This window comes from Streptomyces sp. NBC_01707, from assembly GCF_041438805.1.
In the GTDB taxonomy this organism is placed as follows: Bacteria; Actinomycetota; Actinomycetes; order Streptomycetales; family Streptomycetaceae; genus Streptomyces.
Window position 1 is genome coordinate 8,869,367 of the sequence record NZ_CP109190.1, and the last position, 17,224, is coordinate 8,886,590.

The window sequence follows — 17,224 nt, forward strand, 5'->3', positions numbered from 1 at the left end:
GGTGGTTCTACTATTCGACTTCGGAGTGACGCGGGCCATATGGCTCACCCCACACGGCAAATGCCTCAAAACGACACAAGAGTGACGCATGTCATGTGGCCTGCGTCATATCGGGAACGTTTAATTCGCTCACCGTAATTCTGAATAAGCGTTCCGTATCGGGGGTGGGGGTGGTGGGTTATTCGCGCGAACCGACGCGGAATCCCGGCCTTTGGTCGTAGGTATGGGCGGACCGGGGGCGACCGAGGAAACCGAGCGGAAGGGGACGGGGCCCGCGCTGGTGCGCAGCGGGAATTGACGATGCGGTGGCCCGCTGGGTCCGCCAGGGTGAACGCCGAATTCCAGCGTTCTCCGGAGGGCCGGGGACTGCGCGCTACGGACGAGGGGCGGCGCGACCGATCACGCAGAGGCGCCTGAACCCTACGAGTCGCGCCACGGCGAAGTCGGCCCGCGCCGCTGCCCCGCTCGTTGTTCCTCAGTGGTTCCCGTCGGCGTAGGGGGAGTGAGGACGGGCCTCGGTGGCGATGACGGCCGCCTGGATGCGGCGTTCTACACCCAGCTTGGCGAGCAGCCGCGAAATGTGGTTCTTCACGGTCTTTTCCGAGAGGAAGAGCCGCTTGCCGATTTGGCGGTTGGTCAACCCCTCGCCGATCAGGTCCAGGATCTCGCGCTCGCGCGGGGACAGCCCCGAAAGGGCGTCGTCCGCAGCACAGGCAGGGGTGTCGTCGTGCCGGAGCGTCCTCATCAAACGTGTGGTGGTGGCGGGATCGAGCATGGACTGGCCCGATGCGACGGCCCGGACCGCCGAGACGAGGTCCGATCCCTTGATCTGCTTCAGCACGTATCCCGCGGCGCCGGCCATGATCGCGTCCAGCAGTGCGTCGTCGTCGTCGAACGAGGTGAGCATCAGACAGGCCAGGCCGGGCATGCGGGATCGCAGTTCGCGGCAGACGGTGATGCCGTCGCCGTCCGGCAGACGTACGTCCAGGACTGCTACATCCGGTCGTAGCGCGGGCCCGCGGGCGAGCGCATGGTCGGCGGTGCCGGCTTCACCGACGACCTCGATGTCCGGCTCGGTGTCGAGCAGGTCGCGCAGGCCCCGGCGTACGACTTCGTGATCGTCGAGCAGGAACACCTTGATGGGTGCTGATTCCGAGAACTGGGGTGCGTCATCCATGATTGCCCCTTGCCCGCTCGTGCGTTCCGGCCCGGTCCTGCCCACATCTTCCGGGTGGTGCCAGGCCCGGACGGCTCATGGCCGTGTGCCGTGGAGCCTGCGTTCTCCCGACGGGACGGCTGGGTTCCCATTCAACATCGACCATGCCCGGTCCCGCGTGCGGCGGCCCGGAGCCCTGGTGCTGCGGGCGCAATTCCACTCTCGCTCTCCCGCCGGTTTCTCCGATTGGGCCGGTGCACCCGTTCTGGGTACCGACCGGCCCATGCGTGTCGGCAGTACTTCGGCACAGGATGGCAGTGGAAGGGCGCCACGGAGCAACGCGCACCAGGGAGCGATCGCGATGAAGGCATTCGTTTTCCACGGGCCGGGCAAGGGTTCCTGGGACGAGGTACCGGACCCGGACATCGAGAACGCGTCGGACGCCATTGTCCGAGTCGGCACGACAACGATCTGCGGCACGGATCTGCACATCCTCAAAGGTGACGTGCCCGAGGTGACACCGGGCCGGGTGCTCGGCCACGAGGCCGTCGGGGAAGTAGTGGAGGTGGGCGACGACGTGCGGACGGTCCGTCCCGGGGACCGGGTACTGGTGTCCTGCATCTCCTCGTGCGGCCGTTGCCGCTTCTGCCGCGAGCGGCGCTACGGACAGTGCCGCGGCGGCGGCGGATGGGTACTGGGACACCTGATCGACGGCACGCAGGCCGAGTACGTGCGCATCCCGCACACCGACCTGTCGGTGCACCCGCTCCCCGCCGCGGTGGACGACAAGGACGGTGTGCTGTTCTCCGACATCCTGCCCACCGCCTACGAGGTGGGGGTGCTCAACGGCGGGGTCCGCCCGGGTGACACCGTGGTCATCGTCGGCGCAGGCCCGATCGGACTGGCCGCCATCGCCACCGCACGGCTGTACTCCCCCTGGCGGATCATCGTTGTGGACCTGGCCCGGTCCCGGCTGGAGGCAGCACGGGCGTTCGGGGCGGACGCCGTGGTGAACGCGGGAGAAGATCCTCAGCAACTCGTCGAAGACCTCACCGAAGGCCTCGGGGCCGATGTGGCCATCGAAGCGGTCGGCGTACCGGACAGTTTCGAACTGTGCACGAGGGTGGTCCGCCCGGGTGGGCGTGTGGCGAACGTCGGGGTGCACGGCAAGCCGGTAGACCTCCACCTGGAGGACCTGTGGATCAAGGGTGTGACGATCACGACGGGGCTCGTGGACACGTACTCCACGCCCGTCCTCCTGCGCCTGCTGACCGCCGGCCGCCTGTCCACGGGCTCGCTGGTGACGCACCACTTCGACCTCGATCAGATGGAGGAGGCGTACGAAGTGTTTGCAGCCGCAGCCGAGACCGGCGCACTCAAGGTGGTGCTGGGCGGCGTGCAGCACGACGTCGTCGATGTACCCGCATGACAGCGTGAAGGACGTCCTCGATCACGGTCGAGGACGTCCTGCTGTCGCTTCGTCACTGGGGCTGCGGCACCACCGCGACCGCACAGTGCGCATGGTGGAGTGCCGCGTGCGCCGTACGGCCGATCTGCAGGCCTACGAGCCCGTGCCGCCGCGGTGCTCCCACGACGAGCAGGTCGGCGGCGGCGGAGCGGTGTACGAGCACCAGATGGGCCGGTCCTTCGACCGTGGAGCGGCGTACGGCGACATCGGGATGTCTGCCGAGGAACGGTCCGAGGGCCTGATCGAGTTCCGTTTCCGCGCGCATCTCGCGGGAGACACCAGGAGCGCTCGTGTCGCGCAGGAGTCCGGTGCCCTCGTACCCCGGGCGACGCCAGGAGCGCACGGCGTCGATCTCACTTTTCCGGACGGCGGCCTCCCGGAACGCGAACGCGACGGCAGCCGTTCCCCGTGCCGGGTCGGCCACACCGAGAAGGATGCGGCCGTGCGCGCCGACGGTTCCCGTGGCGTCGCCACGCACCACGACGACGGGGCAGTGGGCGCGGGCCGCCACGGCCAGACTCACCGAGCCCAGCAGGAGCTCCTTGAGCTGGCCGCGGCCCCTTGAGCCCGTGACCAGCATCGTGGCCCTGTGCCCCTCGTCCAGCAACGCGGTGACCGTGTCCTGGGCCAGCACCTCGGCCGTGACCGTCACCTCGGGGTCACGGACGGCGGCACGCGCGGCCGCATCGGTCACGATGCTGTCCGCCAGCACTTGCTCGGAGGGGCGTTCGAGGCTCTGTTGCAGGCTTGCCGCCTCGTAACGCTCCCACCGGGAGACGTACACGAGTCGCAGCGGCAGCCCGTGACGGGCGGCCTCGTCCGCGGCCCAGTCGACTGCCCGGAGACTGGAATCCGATCCGTCCACGCCCACGACCACGGGCAGCTCCATCGTCCCCACCGCCTTTCTTCCCGCGGCTGGAAGAACCCCGTGTCGCCACCGTGACATCCGCACGGGATCGGCGGGAGGGACGATCGGTCCCCAATGCGGGACGTTCGGCCCAACGGGAGCGGCGGCTGCCCGGAGCGGTGGACGCGGCGCCGACGGATTCGTCCGCCCCGCTCGGTGGCGAGCCGGGCTGCCGAGGGCCCGCCAGAGACCACGGGACAGGCCTTAGGGCCGGTCGGCCCCCGGGCCACCCCGGACAGCCCCTGCCGACCACCGGGAAACCGGTGGAAACTGGTACCAGGTCCGTCGGAGGAGGCGTACGAGACGGCACGGGAGCGCAGAGAGATCCATCCGCTTCTCGCCACCTCACCGACGACGAATGCCGCCCTTGTGGAGGAGACCCGATATGACCTCTCCGACCATGCGGTCGCTCGGTCCCGAGCACCGCGACCGGCTCATGCACTTCGCCACGGAAGTGTCGTTCCCCGAAGGGACACGCATCTTTGAGGAAGGACAGAGCGCCGACCACTTCTGGATCGTGCGGACCGGCACGGTCACTCTCGACTTCTGTGTGCCGGGACGCCCCCCGGCGGTCATCGAGTCCCTCGGTCATGGTGAACTCATCGGCTGGTCCTGGTTGTTCAGCCCATATGTGTGGCAGCTGGGAGCAGAGGCGATGACCCTGGTACGCGCGTACGAGCTGGACGCGGCTCAGGTACGCCAGGAGTGCCAGGCGGATCCCGAGCTGGCCACCGCCGTGGCTCTGTGGGTCGCCCGGGTGGTGGCCCACCGGTTGCAGTCCACCCGGGCCCGGCTGCTCGACCTGTACGCCCCGCACGGAAGCGGGCTGACCAACAGCACCTGAGCCGTCGCCCCGCCGAGCGGACCTCCCACCTGGGGTCGAAGCGCGCTGAAGATCGCCCACCACAGCCGGTGGCCTCACCGGCTGCGACGAGGCGCGACCGCGGCACCCACGGGGCGCCGGAACGTTCGCGCCCGGATCACGGCGCGGGAACGGTTGCCGGTCCCGGAACGGTGATGACGGGGCAGTGCGCCCGGTGCAGCAGACCATGAACCACCGAGCCGAGCCGCATGCCGGTGTATCCGCCCTGCCCTCGTCGGCCGACCACGACGGCCAGGGCGTCCTCGGAGGCGCGGGCAAGCTCTTCCACAGGGTGCCCCCGCGCCACCTCGTGGGTGACGTGCACGTCCGGGTACTCGGCGGACGGCCCGGCGACCGCTTCGGTGAGCAGCTTGAGCCGCTCCGGCTCCGCCGAAGCCGACTCCCTGAAAGAGATCATGGACGACGGCCGCACCAGCAGGGCACGGAGTTCGGCGCCACGCAGGGCGGCCTCCTCGAAGGCGAAAGCCACAGCTGCGTCCGACGCCGGGCTGCCGTCGACTCCGACGACCACGTGGGGCGGCTGCTGGGTGATGTGCTCGGGCTCGCGCACCACGACGACCGGACAGGGCGCCTGCGCACTGACCGGCACGGTCACCGAACCCGCGCTCAGGAATTCCGCGAGGCGGCCCAGCTCGCGCGTCCCCAGTACGATCATGCGGGCCTGCCGGCTGTGCCGGCAGAGCAGAGGGGCCGGCATTCCGTCCAGCAGCTCGGTGACCACCTCGAGGTCCTCGTGCCGTTCGTGGATACGGGCTGCCGCCTGCGCGAGCGAGTCGTCTCCATGGGCGCGCAGGGCCAGATGCTGTGCGGTGCTGTCCACATGGTGGCCGTGGTGGGTCGGAGGGACCGCCAACAGGAGCCGTACGGTCAGTCCTCTGCGGTGGGCCTCGTCGGCCGCCCAGACCAGCGGCAGATGGAACGGTCTGTTCAGGTCGACACCGACGAGCACTTCCGAGTGGTCCAGATTGCTGGTCATGACTTCTCCTGTTCCGGTTCTGCGGCCCCACGGGCACGCGGGACGAGCAGGACCGGGCAGTGGGCATGGTGGAGCACGGCATGGGTGACCCGTGCCAGCGACGGCCCGAAGAGGCGGGGACCCCGCCCGCCGGCCATGACCAGCAGGTCCGCGTCGCGTGATGCCTCGACCAGCACACCGGCCGTCGAGTTGCCCTTCTCCACATCCGTCGTCACGGCCAGGCCGGGGAACTCCTCCCGGATCCGGTCGGCGACCGTCGAGATCTCGCTGGAGCGCCGATGGGCGATCTCGTCGACGTCATCCATCAGAGGAGTGACGAGGCCTACGTACTGGAATACGTTCCAGACGCTCAGCATGCGCAGGGAGGCTTTGCGCAGTTCGGCGGCCCGTGCCGCATGGCGGACACATTCCAGGTCCGCTGCGCCGCCCAGGGCGGCCAGTACGACACCCGCCCGTGCGCGTTGCCCGTCGTCGCGGACCACGACGACGGGCACCTCGCCCTCCGCTGCCACCTGCAGTCCGACCGAGCCGAGCAGCAATGCGGAGAACCCGCCCAGTCCGCGGCTGCCGACAACGATGGTGCCATCCGTTCCGGCTGCCGAGCGCAGACCGGCCGCCGGCTTGCTCCGGCTGAGTTCGGTCGTGACCTCGACACCGGGGTAGTGCCGGGTGACTTCGGCTGCCGCCCTCTCCAGCAGCTCCCGTCCCGCCTTCCCGATCCGGTCCAGTGTCTCGACGGACAGGTGCGCGGCCCGGTTCTCGGTGTCCGTGCCGTGGACGATACGCAGCGGGCTTTCTCTTCGCGCCGCTTCAGCGGCCGCCCACAGGAGTGCGGAACCGGCAGCGGCCGAACCATCGGTGCCGACCACGACCACCCCGTGTCGCGGAGGGCCGGAAGCATTGCTCGTCATCATTCCTCCTTGCCACGTCGGGGCATCCTTCACGTTGCCACCACGGCCTTGCGCCGGACGAGGGCCGGAGGGGCCCGCGTGCGGGCCGAAGGTCCCCTGACAGCTGTGCGGCGCGCAGGCAGTACCGGGCGCGCTGCTCAGCCGTCCGTTTCCGTGCCGGACAGAGGCACCCGCCAGACGATCCTGGTTCCTCCCCCGGGCGGGGTGTCCTGACGGAACACACCTCCCAGTGCGAGGGCTCGCTCTTGCATGTTGTGCAGTCCACTTCGCGCAGCTCCTGGCGGGACGCCCACGCCGTCGTCGGTGACGGTCAGTGTCACCATGCCTGCGGCCGCCTCGACGTGCACGTCGACGTTGCGAGCGGCGGCATGACGGGCGGTGTTGCTCAGCGCTTCCTCCAGGACCGCGATGAGAGGGCCGGACACCGCTGATGGCACCTCGGCGTCGATGGAACCGTCCACCCGCAGTGTGGGTCTGAAGCCCAGCGAGGGCGCCGCGGCCTCGATGGCCGCGGTCACCCTCCCAGCGCGCCGTACCTGGCGTCCACCAGCTCGACGGCAGCCTCCACGATTCCGCGTAGTACCTGGGCCAGGTCCAGTTCCCTCCCGACCGAGAGAACCGCCTCGAGAAGACTGTGCAGGCTGTCCCGCGTTCCGCGTACGGCGCTGATGCGGATCTCCAGCTCGCGGAGAAGCTCGTCCAGAGGGAACAGCGCGAGGCCCTCGGCACCCGCCGCATGCTCTTCGCTCACCGCGACACCATCCCCTCCGGTCCGGTTGGCGCCCACCTCGCACGATAGGGCTCCGGAAGGGATCGGGCCCGCGTCGTCGTGGCCGTCCGCGGGGCCTGCGGAACACCGTGGCCGGACCCGGGAATGGGCTGAGCGGGGTGTGCACCGGGCCGGTCGGCCCGTGCGGTCTGCGTCGTTCCGGCACAGGATTGATGCTGAGGCCGATCTGCGCGAATGCGCGGACAGTGATCGCACCGACCAGCAACAGTGATTGCACCGACCAGCAGAGGGATGTGCGCAGCATGTCGGAGGAAGAACCCCGGGGCCCCTCGCCCGAGGAACGCGCGACGACGCCGGGTGACGTGGGCAGACGCATTGCGGCACGTCGCGAAGAGCTGGGGCTGACCAGGCAGGAGGTGGCCGACAGGTCCGGTTCGGCCGCCACCTACATTCAGTACCTCGAGGAACAGCCGGCCATGCCCAGCATGAGTTTCATGCTGCGGCTGGCCAATGCTCTGGACACGACCGTTTCCGAGCTCACCGGCAGCAGCATGGATCTTCCGCCCGGTACCGGCCGTGCGGGTCGCCACTCGCGACTCATCGAGCTGAGCGCTGACGAGTGCCGTGCGCTGCTGTCCACCCACGGGGTGGGGCGAATCTCTGTCTCCACGACGGACGGGCCGACCGTTGTCCCGGTGAACTACGTGGTCGTCGACAGCCTTCTGGCCTTCCGGACGGCAGCCGGTGCCACGCCTGCCGGCGCGGCGGGCCACGTGGTCGCCTTCGAGGTCGACCACATCGACGACGCGCTGAGTCAGGGGTGGAGTGTTCTGGCCATCGGCACGGCGTCGACGGTGGACGACCCGAACGTCGTACAGCACCTGAACGAGGTGGCGTACACGGCCCCGTGGGCGGACGGACCGCGCGACCTGTGGCTGACCATCGCCCCCACTCGGCTCACCGGTCGGCGCGTCCAGGTATGTCAGAGCCCCACCCCGCCTTCGCCTTCCGGCTGATCCTCGGCGCATGCGGCAGGGAGTGGGAGCCGCGCCGCCGTCTGCGCAGCTCCCACCCGGCCTGCTACTTCCGCACGCCGACCGCGCGGATGATCTCCTGCTTGACCGAGCCGCCCTTGTCGTCCGAGGCCGAGGACCGCACGGACATGTACTGGGCGTCGTTCGGCACCCGGACCGAGCCGGCCCACGTGGCGGACTTGCCGCGCACGCCGTCGAGTTCGACGGACTTCCATGTCGCGCCGTCGTCGAAGGAGACCTCCAGCGTGGAGCCGGTGATCCGCCCGGTGTCCGGCGCGCCCTTGACGTACTCGGAGAAGATCCCGAGATCCAGCCGCCTCCCGGCCCGCACATCACCGTGCAGGTCGGTGTCGACGTCGAACCCGAGGTTGAGCATGGGCAGGAACGTCCAGTGGTCGGTCGGTGTGGCGGACGACTTGAAGGTCCACTCGGAGTGGCCCTTCGTGGCGAGCCGCCAGACGTCCGGGTCCAGGGTGGTGTCCGTGACCACCTTGAAGTCCTGTTCGGTGGGCTTGACGTTCCGGGCGTACGCGCCCGAGCTGGTCTTGCGGTCGACCCGCACCCCGTCCACGTACACCTCGGTGAACTGGGTCATCGAGGTCTCGTTCCACACATCGCCGAAGCCGGTGTGGTCCGGTCCCGAGTCACCCCAGCCAGGTGTGTTGAACCGCAGGTTGTTGCCGAGGCGCTGCTGGCCCCAGCCGAGGCCGGTGCCCAGCCACGGGTGCCAGACCGGCTTGAACCAGTCGGTCGCGGAGCGCGTGCCGCCGCGGTGGTGCACGACGCCGGTGCGCTGCTCGATGGCGCCCGGGCCGTTCGACATGGAGACGTGCCATCCGTTGTCGGGGCCGGCACTGATGTAGTCGGTGCGCTCCACGGGGAACTTGATCTTCTCCTGGAAGCCAATGCCGATCGGGAAGGTATCGGTGATCGAGTAGCGGAACTCGCCACCGTCCGCGGCCTTCGTCGCGTGGAACTTGTTGTCCACGACGGCCAGTTCACTCTTGCCCGGGCGGTACGTCAGGTCGGTGGGGATCGCCCCCGGGTAACCCTTGGTGAGGTCGTACACGTACGGCGTGTTCTCGGTGCCGGTCAGTTCGACACTCCGGTGGAGCCGCGCAGTCTCGACGAGCCGCGCTCCGTCCGCCGCGTTCACCGTCGCGATGTACAGCGGACGTGTCGCCCCGTCGGCCCCGGAGAACGTGGCCGACAGGCGCCCCGGCGCCTCATCGGTGACGAACAGGGCCTTCGCGCCCGCGTCCTGCGCGTTCTGAGCCAGCTCGGCGGGGGTGATCGCGGCCGTGCGGCGTACGACGACCGCCTTGCCCGTCACGTCCTTGCCGGCGTAGTCGGCAGTGCTGCCGGTGCCGGCGTCCACCAGGGACATCCGCTTGCGTCCGGTGAACAGGTCCGATCCGCTCTGGACGACCGCCTCGCCGAGCCGAGTGCCGCCTGCCTCGACATCCAGCCGCGGCTTGCCGAGCCGCCACACGGTCCGGTACTCGAAGGTGCCCGTGGCGGGTTTGCGGGTCGGCGCCGCGAAGATGCTGTCGTACTTCAGCGGAACCAGCACGGCTCCGGTGTAGGACGCGCCGTTGGCCGAACGGTTGAACTTCATGTTCAGCTGGCGGGTCTCAGTCCGCTGATCCACCTGAGCCCGGATCTCGCGCAACGTCCGCCCGTCGAGGGTGACTTCACGGTCGCGGTCCAAGGTGACCTCGGGCTCGGCGAGAAAACCGAGACCCAGCGAGTCCTTGCCCTTGCTGCCGTGTACGTCGAGGAAGCTGGACAGGGTGTATGTGCCGGGCTGCAGGCGCAGCTGCAGCGTGCCGGAGTCGTTGACCGCGGCAGGGAAGGGATCCGCGCCCTGAGCCAGCTTCTGCACGGCCAGGTTGGCGGCGGTGGCCGCGCCGTCGCGGTCCTTGACGTGGACGGTGAGGGTGTAGCGCTCCTCCTCCTTGTTCAGACCGAAGGCCGTGTGCGCGACGACCGTGTCACCGTCCCTGGCGACGATCCGGCCCGATGTGACGCCGACGGCTGCTGCGGTGCCGTCACCGGTGACCGTGGTCTGCGCGGTGCCGTGCGCGGGCACGGTGAGGGTGGAGTCGGCGAGGGCGACCACACCGGCGGGAGCGCCCTCTGCGGACAGCCCCAGGGTGACCGGCCGGTCCGAGGAGTTGCTGTACGTCAGCGTCCTGGTGACCGGCTTGTTCCCCTCGTACGGCCAGCTGACGAAGCCCAGGTCTGCGCTGCCGGTCGCGGTGATCTGCGCGGAGACGGCGGCCGGGACGTCGACGCGGCCCGCGCCCACCTCGTACGACGTGCCGTCGATCTGCTTGGACGTGCTCATCAGGCCGTCCTTGAGCTGCTGCCCCGTCCAGTCCGGATGCTTCTGGGCGAGCAGCGCCGCCACGCCCGCGACATGCGGGGTCGCCATCGACGTACCGCTCATCGACGTGTACGGGCCGCTGCCCGTGACGAGTTGAGAGCGGGCCGCGAGGATGTTCACGCCCGGCGCCGACAGGTCGGGCTTGAGCGCGTTGTCGCCGAGGCGCGGACCCTGGCTGGAGAAGTACGCACGCTTGTCGGCGGAGTCGACCGCGCCGATCGTGAGTGCGGAGTCGGCGGCGCCGGGGGAGCCGATGGTGCCGGGGCCGCCCGCGTTGCCCGCGGCGATCACGAACAGGGCGCCCGTGTCCTTGGAGAGGGTGTTCACCGCCTGGGCCATCGGGTCGGTGCCGTCGCTGCCCTCCGACGAGCCGAGGCTCATCGAGACGATTCTGGCGTGGACGTCCTTGGCCGCCCACTCCATCCCGGCGATGATCTGCGACTCGGTGCCGGACCCCTGGTCGCTGAGGACCTTGCCGACGGCGAGCGTGCTGTCCGGCGCGACGCCCTTCTCCTTGCCGTCGGACGCCGCACCGCTGCCGCCGACGGTGGAGGAGACGTGCGTGCCGTGCCCGTTCCGGTCGGCGACCTCCTGGCCCTCGATGAAGCTCTTGGTCTCGCTCACCCGGTCCTTGAGATCGGGGTGGGTCAGATCCACACCGGTATCGAGGACGGCGACCTTGACGCCCTTTCCGGTCAGCCCCGCCTCCCAGGCCGCGGGGGTGCCGATCTGGGCGTTGCTGGTCTCCATGGCGGCGTCGACCCGGGCGTCCAGCCAGATCTTCTCGACGCCGCCCGCCAGGCGCACGCTGCCCGGAGCCGCGCCGCGCGCCTTGGAAGTGACGTCCGGCGCGACCGAACGCCAGAACTCACCGGACGTCGAGGCCTCCAGCGCCGCACCGCCCACGCTCGGCAGTCCACGGACCTGGCGGGCCCCGTGGGGCGTCGTCGCGCTCCGGGCGTTCTTCGTGTACGTCACGATGAGCGGCAGCCCGTCGGAGGACGGGTCACCCAGCCCCTGCTCGAGCAGAGCGGTGACGTCGAAGAGCTCGGCGTCGAGGACGCCCGCCTGGAGGTAGGGCCTGGCCTCGTCGGGTATGACAGTGATCCGGCCGTCGGAAATCTCGCTTCGGACCGCTCCGGTAGCGCCTTCGGGCCGCTCGACGGCGACCGACTTCTGCCCGGCTCCGAGGTCGGTCACGGTCACCTGGTCACCGGTGATGAGGGTGACGGTTCGCGCGGTGGTGGGTGCGTGCACGGTCGACGCGGCACGATCGGTGTCCGACGCCGTCCCCGTTGTCCCGGCTGCGACGGCCTGCCCGGCCGGCAGCAGTACGAGCGACAGCCCGGCTGCCAGCAGCCGAGACCTCCGCCTCGCGGATGCTCTGGTCATGGATGTCTCTCCTCCGCGCACCCGGCGAATCGGTGGTTCCGGGTGCTGCGAAGAGTTTCCGGTCCGGACACCTGCTTGTGGCCGTTCAGATCTGGCGGTTACACGCCTTGGCGGTAACACGTCATCAAATGTGGCTCCAGGGAGCGGGTTACGCCCAGCCGTGGTGCCAGGTGTACCGGCCGAGCCGGATGCGGGTGGACGCCCCTGCCCGGACCGTCAGCCGCGGCGCCGCGGCTACGCGCAGGCCGGTGGCCGTGAAATCGTCCCCGCCTGCGGCATGCTCGTCGCCGCGGACAGCTCCCGGTTCGGGATCCCCGAGGTCAAGCGCGGCCTCGTCGCCGCCGCCGGCGGGCTCTTGCGGCTGCCGCAGCGCAGCTCGTACGCCATGGCCGTCTCGTCGGCGATGTGGCGGGTGCAGCCGTTGCGGGCTTCGGGGCGGTTGAGCGTCACCCTCGCGACGGGCCCGTGGACGACTGATCGTAGGGGCCTTGCTCCTCCGGCATGGCGCGCAGCCTTCCCAGTGACGTCAGACCGCGCCGTCAGCGCGCAGGGCGGCGATGGCGGTGCCGTCGTAGCCGAGCCCGCGCAGCACGCTGTCCGTGTGCTCGCCCACGGCGGGAACAGAGTCCATGCGGGGGTCCAGCCCACTAAGGGTGGCGGGCGGCAGCAGGGCCTTGATCGCGCCCCCCGGAGTCGACACGTCCCGCCAGCGGTCACGGCCGGACAGGACCGGGTGATTCCAGTACTCCTCGACCGAATTGAGCCGCGCGTTGGCGACCTTCGCGTCGTCCAGGAGCTTCACCGCGTCGGCAGCGTCCAGCGTCGCGAAGCGAGCGGCGACGATGGCGTTGAGTTCGTCACGGCGGGCCACCCGGGCCGAGTTCCGGTGGAACCGCGGGTCGGTGGCGAGGGAGGCGTCGCCGAGGAAGACCTCGCAGAAGGACACCCATTCGCGTTCGTTCTGGATGGCGAGCAGCACGGTCCTGCCGTCCGCTGCACCGTACGGTCCGTACGGGGCGATCGTCGCGTGCTGGGCGCCGACGCGTGCGGGTTGCGTGCCCGAGTACGCCGTGTAGTACGCAGGGGAGCCCATCCACTCCGAGAGCGCCTCGAAGAGCGACACCTCCACGGAGCGGGCCCGGCCCGTCGTCCGCCGTTCGTACAGTGCGGTGAGGATGCCTGAGTACGCGTACATGCCCGCTGCGATGTCAGCGATCGAGATGCCCGCCTTGGCGGGCTCTTCGGGTGAACCGGTCAGCGACACCACACCCGTCTCGCACTGCACCAGCAGGTCGTACGCCTTGCGGTCCGCCCACGGGCCTGTGTTGCCGTATCCGGAGATGTCACAGACGACGATGGAGGGGTAACGCTCACTCAACTCAGCCGCTCCCAGTCCGAGTCGGCCGGCAGCGCCCGGGGCAAGGTTCTGCACGAAGACGTCGGCACCGGCGAGCAGCCGCTCCAGGACGTCACGGCCTGCGGGCGTCTTGATGTCGAGTGTCAGCGACTCCTTCGACCGGTTGAGCCAGACGAAGTAGCTCGACTGGCCGTGCACGGACTCGTCGTAGCCCCGGGCGAAGTCACCGGTACGCGGGCGTTCGACCTTGATGACTCTGGCCCCCAGGTCGGCGAGCTGACGGGTGGCGAAGGGCGCTGCGACGGCCTGCTCCAGGCTGACGACTGTGATTCCTTCGAGGGGAAGCGGGCTCATGCGTAGTCCTCCGGATGGTGTACGGGGAAAGTGTCGCGCATGAGTTGTGCGGCACCCTTCCGGTCGAGGCCGAGGAGCAGTCCGGGTGCATCTGCCCCGCAGTCGGCGACTTTTGCGGCGAACTCTTCCTTGCTTGCGGCAAGTTGGGGGGATCCGGGCGGTGGTGCGAGGGTCGTGCGGGGCACGGTTCCGTGGCCGATCGTAATCTGGACGGATGTGTCTCCGGTCAGCAGTCCCGGGCCTTTGGAGGTCCGAACAGCCTCCACCGGACCGATGAGGCGCTGTGCGGGCGGGCGCTCGACGTAGCCGTCGGTGTACGACACGAATCCGGGGTGGTCGTCGAGGAGGGCCGAGGTCAGCGCGTACTCCAGGCTGAATTTGCCCTGCAGCCCGGTGCGCGGCTTCGAGTGGATCAGCGGGTGCACCGCAGCTTCGGGGGTATGCACGACGATGCGGACGACGTCCGACGCGCGCATCAGCGCAGTGGTACCGGTCCGACGGGCCTGTCACCGAGGACGAACTCGTCGAGCGCTACGTCTCGCTGGGGCTGACCGTCGTCGAGAACCGGCCGCGCGTGCCTGGGCGCTCCGTCCGCGGCTGACGATGAGGTGTGATCTGTGAGCCCCGGTCCCGGTGAGCGGGGTCTGGGCTCTTCGGCCGCACACCGCCTCGGAGATCTAGCCGTCCACTCTTGCGGACAGTTGCCCCGAGCCGTGCACCCTGTCACCCGAACGGGCCGTCCGGGCTGCGATCGCGGCAGGGGCTGGTACGGGCGCGGCGCCGTGGCCTGCCGGGCCGACACCTCACACTGCACTCCGAGCGCTTGGTGAGAGCCTGCCGGGCGACATCGACCGCGTCGCGGAGGGCCTTGAGGAAACGGGGTCCGAAAGCCGTGGGGCAGTAGGTCACTGGCCACCTGCAAGCAGCCGCTGGCAGGTGGCCCTTCTTTCCGGCTGTCGCCCTGCGCCGGTGTGCGGTGGCGGGCGTCAGGTGGCCCGCCTAGCGTGACCGATGGCAGCAGAGGCCCGGAGACAGCGAAAGGGTGTGAACCCCATGGCCGACAAGCCCGCCATCGTTCTGGTCCACGGCTTCTGGGGTGGCGCCGCCCACTGGGGCAGGGTCATCACCGAGCTGCACAGGCGGGGCTTCAACTCCCTGCACGCGGTGGAGATCCCGCTGACCTCGCTGGTCGACGACGCCGCACGCACGCGCAAGATGGTCCAGCGGATCGAGGGACCGGTGGTGCTGGTGGGTCACTCCTACGGCGGAGCGGTCATCACGGAGGCCGGGGACCTGTCCAACGTGGCTGGGCTGGTCTACATCGCCGCATTCGCCCCGGACGCGGGGGAGAGCGCCGGTCGGATCAGCGAGGAGACGCCTTCGGCCGGGATGGCCAACCTGGCCTCGGATTCCGACGGCTATCTCTGGATCAAGCAGGACAAGTTCCACGAGAGCTTCGCCCAGGATCTGCCGCCCGACGAGGCGCTGGTCATGGCGGTGACCCAGAAGGCGCCGCTCGCATCGACATTCGGCGACACCGTCACCACCCCGGCCTGGCGCGCAAAGCCTTCCTGGTACCAGGTCTCCACCGCGGACCGCATGATCCACCCGGACAACGAACGTCGCATGGCGCAGCGCATGAACCCGCGCAGGATCGTGGAACTGGACGCAAGCCATGCTTCTCTGGCCTCCCGTCCCGGCGCGGTCACCGACCTGATCCAGGAAGCGGCCGGCGTCTGACCGCGGCCGCCGGCCTCACGCGAACGCCTGGCCGCGGGAGTCGTGAGGCGCACCCGCGGCCGGTTCGGCAGGTCAGCCCTTGCGGGTGTTGACCTCGTCGGTGAGTTGGGGGACGACCTGGAAGAGGTCGCCGACGACGCCGTAGTCGACGAGGTCGAAGATCGGGGCCTCGGAGTCCTTGTTGATCGCGACGATGGTCTTCGAGGTCTGCATCCCGGCCCGGTGCTGGATCGCACCCGAGATACCGGACGCGATGTACAGCTGCGGGGACACCGACTTGCCGGTCTGGCCGACCTGGTTGGAGTGCGGGTACCAGCCGGCGTCGACCGCGGCACGCGAGGCACCGACCGCCGCACCCAGCGAGTCGGCGAGCGCCTCGATGATCGCGAAGTTCTCCGCACCGTTGACACCACGGCCACCGGAGACCACGATCGCCGCCTCGGTCAGCTCCGGACGCCCGGTCGACTCACGCGGCGTCCGCGACAGCACCTTCGTGCCCGTGGCCTGCGCCGAGAAACTGACCGCCAGGGACTCCACCGCACCCGCGGCCGCAGCCGCCTCGACCGGCGCCGAGTTCGGCTTCACCGTGATCACCGGGACACCCCGCGAGACACGGGACTTCGTGGTGAACGACGCCGCGAACGCCGACTGCGTCGCGACCGGCCCCTGCTCACCGGCCTCCAGATCCACCGCGTCCGTGATGATCCCGGAACCGATCCGGACCGCGAGACGGGCCGCGATCTCCTTGCCCTCGGCAGAGGACGGAACCAGCACCGCGACCGGGGACACCGCCTCGACCGCAGCCTGCAGCGCATCCACCTTCGGCACGACCAGATAATCCGCGAACTCGGCGGCATCCACGGTGAGGACCTTGACCGCACCATGCTCGGCGAGCACCGCAGCGGTGGCCCCGGCACCCGCGCCCAACGCGACCGCAACCGGCTCACCGACCCGACGCGCCAGCGTCAAAAGCTCCAGAGTGGGCTTGCGGACAGCACCGTCCACGTGATCGACAAAGACGAGAACTTCAGCCATGGGACTTCAATCTCCTGCAACTAACGAAGGAACGAGGGACGGACGCAACAGCCGGCTCTAGATGAACTTCTGACCCGCGAGGAACTCGGCGAGCTGCTTGCCGCCCTCACCCTCGTCCTTGACGATCGTGCCCGCCGTACGAGCCGGACGCTGCGCCGCGGAATCCACCGCGGTCCACGCACCCGCCAGACCGACCTCGTCCGCATCGATCTCCAGATCCTCCAGATCCAAAGACTCGACCGGCTTCTTCTTCGCCGCCATGATCCCCTTGAACGACGGGTAACGCGCCTCACCCGACTGGTCCGTCACCGACACCACCGCCGGCAACGACGCCTGCAACTGCTCCGACGCACTGTCACCGTCACGACGCCCGGTCACCGTGCCACCCTCGACCCGCACCTCGGACAACAACGTCACCTGCGGCACACCCAGACGCTCCGCCAGCACCGCCGGCAACACACCCATCGTCCCGTCCGTCGACGCCATCCCGCACACGACCAGGTCGTAACCCGTCTTCTCGATCGCCTTCGCCAGCACCAACGACGTACCGATCACATCCGAACCGTGCAGATCGTCGTCCTCGACATGAACAGCCTTGTCCGCACCCATCGACAACGCCTTACGCAACGCGTCCTTGGCATCCTCCGGACCCACCGTCAACACGGTGATCTCCGCATCATCCGCCGCGTCCGCGATCTGCAACGCCTGCTCCACCGCATACTCGTCCAGCTCCGACAACAGACCGTCGACATCCTCACGGTCCAGCGTCAGATCATCCGCGAAATGCCGGTCACCCGTCGCATCGGGCACGTACTTCACACAGACAACGATCCTCAAGCTCACGCCGGCTCTCCTACCTCGGTGTGGTTCCTGATTTCGACCATATGGCACT

The 17,224-nt window shown here is 69.3% G+C and carries 14 protein-coding genes and 2 pseudogenes; 5 read left to right on the forward strand and 11 right to left on the reverse strand.

Annotated elements, in window-relative coordinates; translation table 11 throughout:
• Positions 1-475 precede the first annotated feature (475 nt).
• Positions 476-1,177 carry a response regulator transcription factor gene (locus tag OG963_RS39655; RefSeq protein WP_319741468.1) on the reverse strand — a complete coding sequence of 234 codons (702 nt, stop codon included), beginning with the start codon at positions 1,175-1,177 and terminating at the stop codon, positions 476-478.
• Between the two features lie 340 nt (positions 1,178-1,517).
• Here OG963_RS39655 and OG963_RS39660 point away from each other — a divergent pair, with 340 nt between their 5' ends.
• Positions 1,518-2,585 carry a zinc-dependent alcohol dehydrogenase family protein gene (locus tag OG963_RS39660; RefSeq protein WP_319741467.1) on the forward strand — a complete coding sequence of 356 codons (1,068 nt, stop codon included), beginning with the start codon at positions 1,518-1,520 and terminating at the stop codon, positions 2,583-2,585.
• 52 nt (positions 2,586-2,637) lie between these two features.
• On the opposite strand, the gene OG963_RS39665 is transcribed toward OG963_RS39660, so the two are convergent.
• Complete coding sequence (locus tag OG963_RS39665) at positions 2,638-3,513, reverse strand: universal stress protein (RefSeq protein WP_371799984.1); 876 nt, start codon at positions 3,511-3,513, stop codon at positions 2,638-2,640.
• A gap of 403 nt (positions 3,514-3,916) precedes the next feature.
• Here OG963_RS39665 and OG963_RS39670 point away from each other — a divergent pair, with 403 nt between their 5' ends.
• The gene (locus OG963_RS39670; protein WP_030933831.1) at positions 3,917-4,375 is read left to right on the forward strand and encodes a Crp/Fnr family transcriptional regulator; all 459 of its coding nucleotides are present in this window, start codon (positions 3,917-3,919) and stop codon (positions 4,373-4,375) included.
• A 136-nt stretch (positions 4,376-4,511) separates the two neighbouring features.
• On the opposite strand, the gene OG963_RS39675 is transcribed toward OG963_RS39670, so the two are convergent.
• The 4 genes and pseudogenes from OG963_RS39675 to OG963_RS39690 form a co-directional block, all read right to left on the reverse strand.
• Positions 4,512-5,390: a universal stress protein gene (locus tag OG963_RS39675; protein WP_319741465.1), complete on the reverse strand. Its 879-nt coding sequence runs from the start codon at positions 5,388-5,390 to the stop codon at positions 4,512-4,514.
• On the reverse strand, positions 5,387-6,301 hold the full coding sequence (locus OG963_RS39680; RefSeq protein WP_319741464.1) for a universal stress protein: 915 nt from the start codon (positions 6,299-6,301) through the stop codon (positions 5,387-5,389). The genes OG963_RS39675 and OG963_RS39680 overlap by 4 nt, the downstream gene beginning before the upstream one ends.
• A 137-nt stretch (positions 6,302-6,438) precedes the next feature.
• Positions 6,439-6,819 (reverse strand): ATP-binding protein, encoded by a 381-nt coding sequence (locus OG963_RS39685; protein ID WP_319741463.1) that lies wholly within the window; start codon positions 6,817-6,819, stop codon positions 6,439-6,441.
• Between the two features lie 2 nt (positions 6,820-6,821).
• Positions 6,822-7,052: pseudogene (locus OG963_RS39690) on the reverse strand (histidine kinase); the annotation flags it as partial.
• Between the two features lie 281 nt (positions 7,053-7,333).
• On the opposite strand from OG963_RS39690, the gene OG963_RS39695 reads away from it, so the two are divergent.
• The gene (locus OG963_RS39695; RefSeq protein ID WP_371799985.1) at positions 7,334-8,047 is read left to right on the forward strand and encodes a pyridoxamine 5'-phosphate oxidase family protein; all 714 of its coding nucleotides are present in this window, start codon (positions 7,334-7,336) and stop codon (positions 8,045-8,047) included.
• A 64-nt stretch (positions 8,048-8,111) separates the two neighbouring features.
• Here OG963_RS39695 and OG963_RS39700 read toward each other — a convergent pair whose 3' ends face one another.
• Positions 8,112-11,846: a S8 family serine peptidase gene (locus OG963_RS39700; protein ID WP_371799986.1), complete on the reverse strand. Its 3,735-nt coding sequence runs from the start codon at positions 11,844-11,846 to the stop codon at positions 8,112-8,114.
• Between the two features lie 277 nt (positions 11,847-12,123).
• Here OG963_RS39700 and OG963_RS39705 point away from each other — a divergent pair.
• Positions 12,124-12,168: pseudogene (locus tag OG963_RS39705) on the forward strand (hypothetical protein); the annotation flags it as partial.
• Between the two features lie 204 nt (positions 12,169-12,372).
• On the opposite strand, the gene OG963_RS39710 reads toward OG963_RS39705, so the two are convergent.
• Both OG963_RS39710 and OG963_RS39715 read right to left on the reverse strand, forming a co-directional pair.
• The gene (locus OG963_RS39710; protein WP_371799987.1) at positions 12,373-13,557 is read right to left on the reverse strand and encodes a CaiB/BaiF CoA transferase family protein; all 1,185 of its coding nucleotides are present in this window, start codon (positions 13,555-13,557) and stop codon (positions 12,373-12,375) included.
• Entirely contained in the window at positions 13,554-14,033 is a 480-nt protein-coding gene (locus OG963_RS39715) for a hypothetical protein (RefSeq protein ID WP_371799988.1), read from the reverse strand. Before OG963_RS39715 ends, OG963_RS39710 begins: the two co-directional genes overlap by 4 nt.
• Before the next feature lie 577 nt (positions 14,034-14,610).
• On the opposite strand from OG963_RS39715, the gene OG963_RS39720 reads away from it, so the two are divergent.
• Positions 14,611-15,297 (forward strand): alpha/beta hydrolase, encoded by a 687-nt coding sequence (locus OG963_RS39720; protein ID WP_371799989.1) that lies wholly within the window; start codon positions 14,611-14,613, stop codon positions 15,295-15,297.
• Positions 15,298-15,369: 72 nt separating this feature from the next.
• Here the strand turns inward: OG963_RS39720 and OG963_RS39725 are convergent, their stop codons facing one another.
• Both OG963_RS39725 and OG963_RS39730 read right to left on the reverse strand, forming a co-directional pair.
• The gene (locus tag OG963_RS39725) at positions 15,370-16,332 is read right to left on the reverse strand and encodes an electron transfer flavoprotein subunit alpha/FixB family protein (protein WP_093778802.1); all 963 of its coding nucleotides are present in this window, start codon (positions 16,330-16,332) and stop codon (positions 15,370-15,372) included.
• Positions 16,333-16,389: 57 nt separating this feature from the next.
• Positions 16,390-17,175, reverse strand: a complete 786-nt coding sequence (locus tag OG963_RS39730) for an electron transfer flavoprotein subunit beta/FixA family protein (RefSeq protein WP_093778800.1) — start codon at positions 17,173-17,175, stop codon at positions 16,390-16,392.
• Positions 17,176-17,224 lie beyond the last annotated feature (49 nt).

Coding starts and splice junctions, on each gene's coding strand:
- OG963_RS39655 (WP_319741468.1), bottom strand. CDS start 1,177: ATGGATGACGCACCCCAGTTCTCGGAATCAGCACCCATCAAGGTGTTC.
- OG963_RS39660 (WP_319741467.1), top strand. CDS start 1,518: ATGAAGGCATTCGTTTTCCACGGGCCGGGCAAGGGTTCCTGGGACGAG.
- OG963_RS39665 (WP_371799984.1), bottom strand. CDS start 3,513: ATGGAGCTGCCCGTGGTCGTGGGCGTGGACGGATCGGATTCCAGTCTC.
- OG963_RS39670 (WP_030933831.1), top strand. CDS start 3,917: ATGACCTCTCCGACCATGCGGTCGCTCGGTCCCGAGCACCGCGACCGG.
- OG963_RS39675 (WP_319741465.1), bottom strand. CDS start 5,390: ATGACCAGCAATCTGGACCACTCGGAAGTGCTCGTCGGTGTCGACCTG.
- OG963_RS39680 (WP_319741464.1), bottom strand. CDS start 6,301: ATGACGAGCAATGCTTCCGGCCCTCCGCGACACGGGGTGGTCGTGGTC.
- OG963_RS39695 (WP_371799985.1), top strand. CDS start 7,334: ATGTCGGAGGAAGAACCCCGGGGCCCCTCGCCCGAGGAACGCGCGACG.
- OG963_RS39700 (WP_371799986.1), bottom strand. CDS start 11,846: ATGACCAGAGCATCCGCGAGGCGGAGGTCTCGGCTGCTGGCAGCCGGG.
- OG963_RS39710 (WP_371799987.1), bottom strand. CDS start 13,557: ATGAGCCCGCTTCCCCTCGAAGGAATCACAGTCGTCAGCCTGGAGCAG.
- OG963_RS39715 (WP_371799988.1), bottom strand. CDS start 14,033: ATGCGCGCGTCGGACGTCGTCCGCATCGTCGTGCATACCCCCGAAGCT.
- OG963_RS39720 (WP_371799989.1), top strand. CDS start 14,611: ATGGCCGACAAGCCCGCCATCGTTCTGGTCCACGGCTTCTGGGGTGGC.
- OG963_RS39725 (WP_093778802.1), bottom strand. CDS start 16,332: ATGGCTGAAGTTCTCGTCTTTGTCGATCACGTGGACGGTGCTGTCCGC.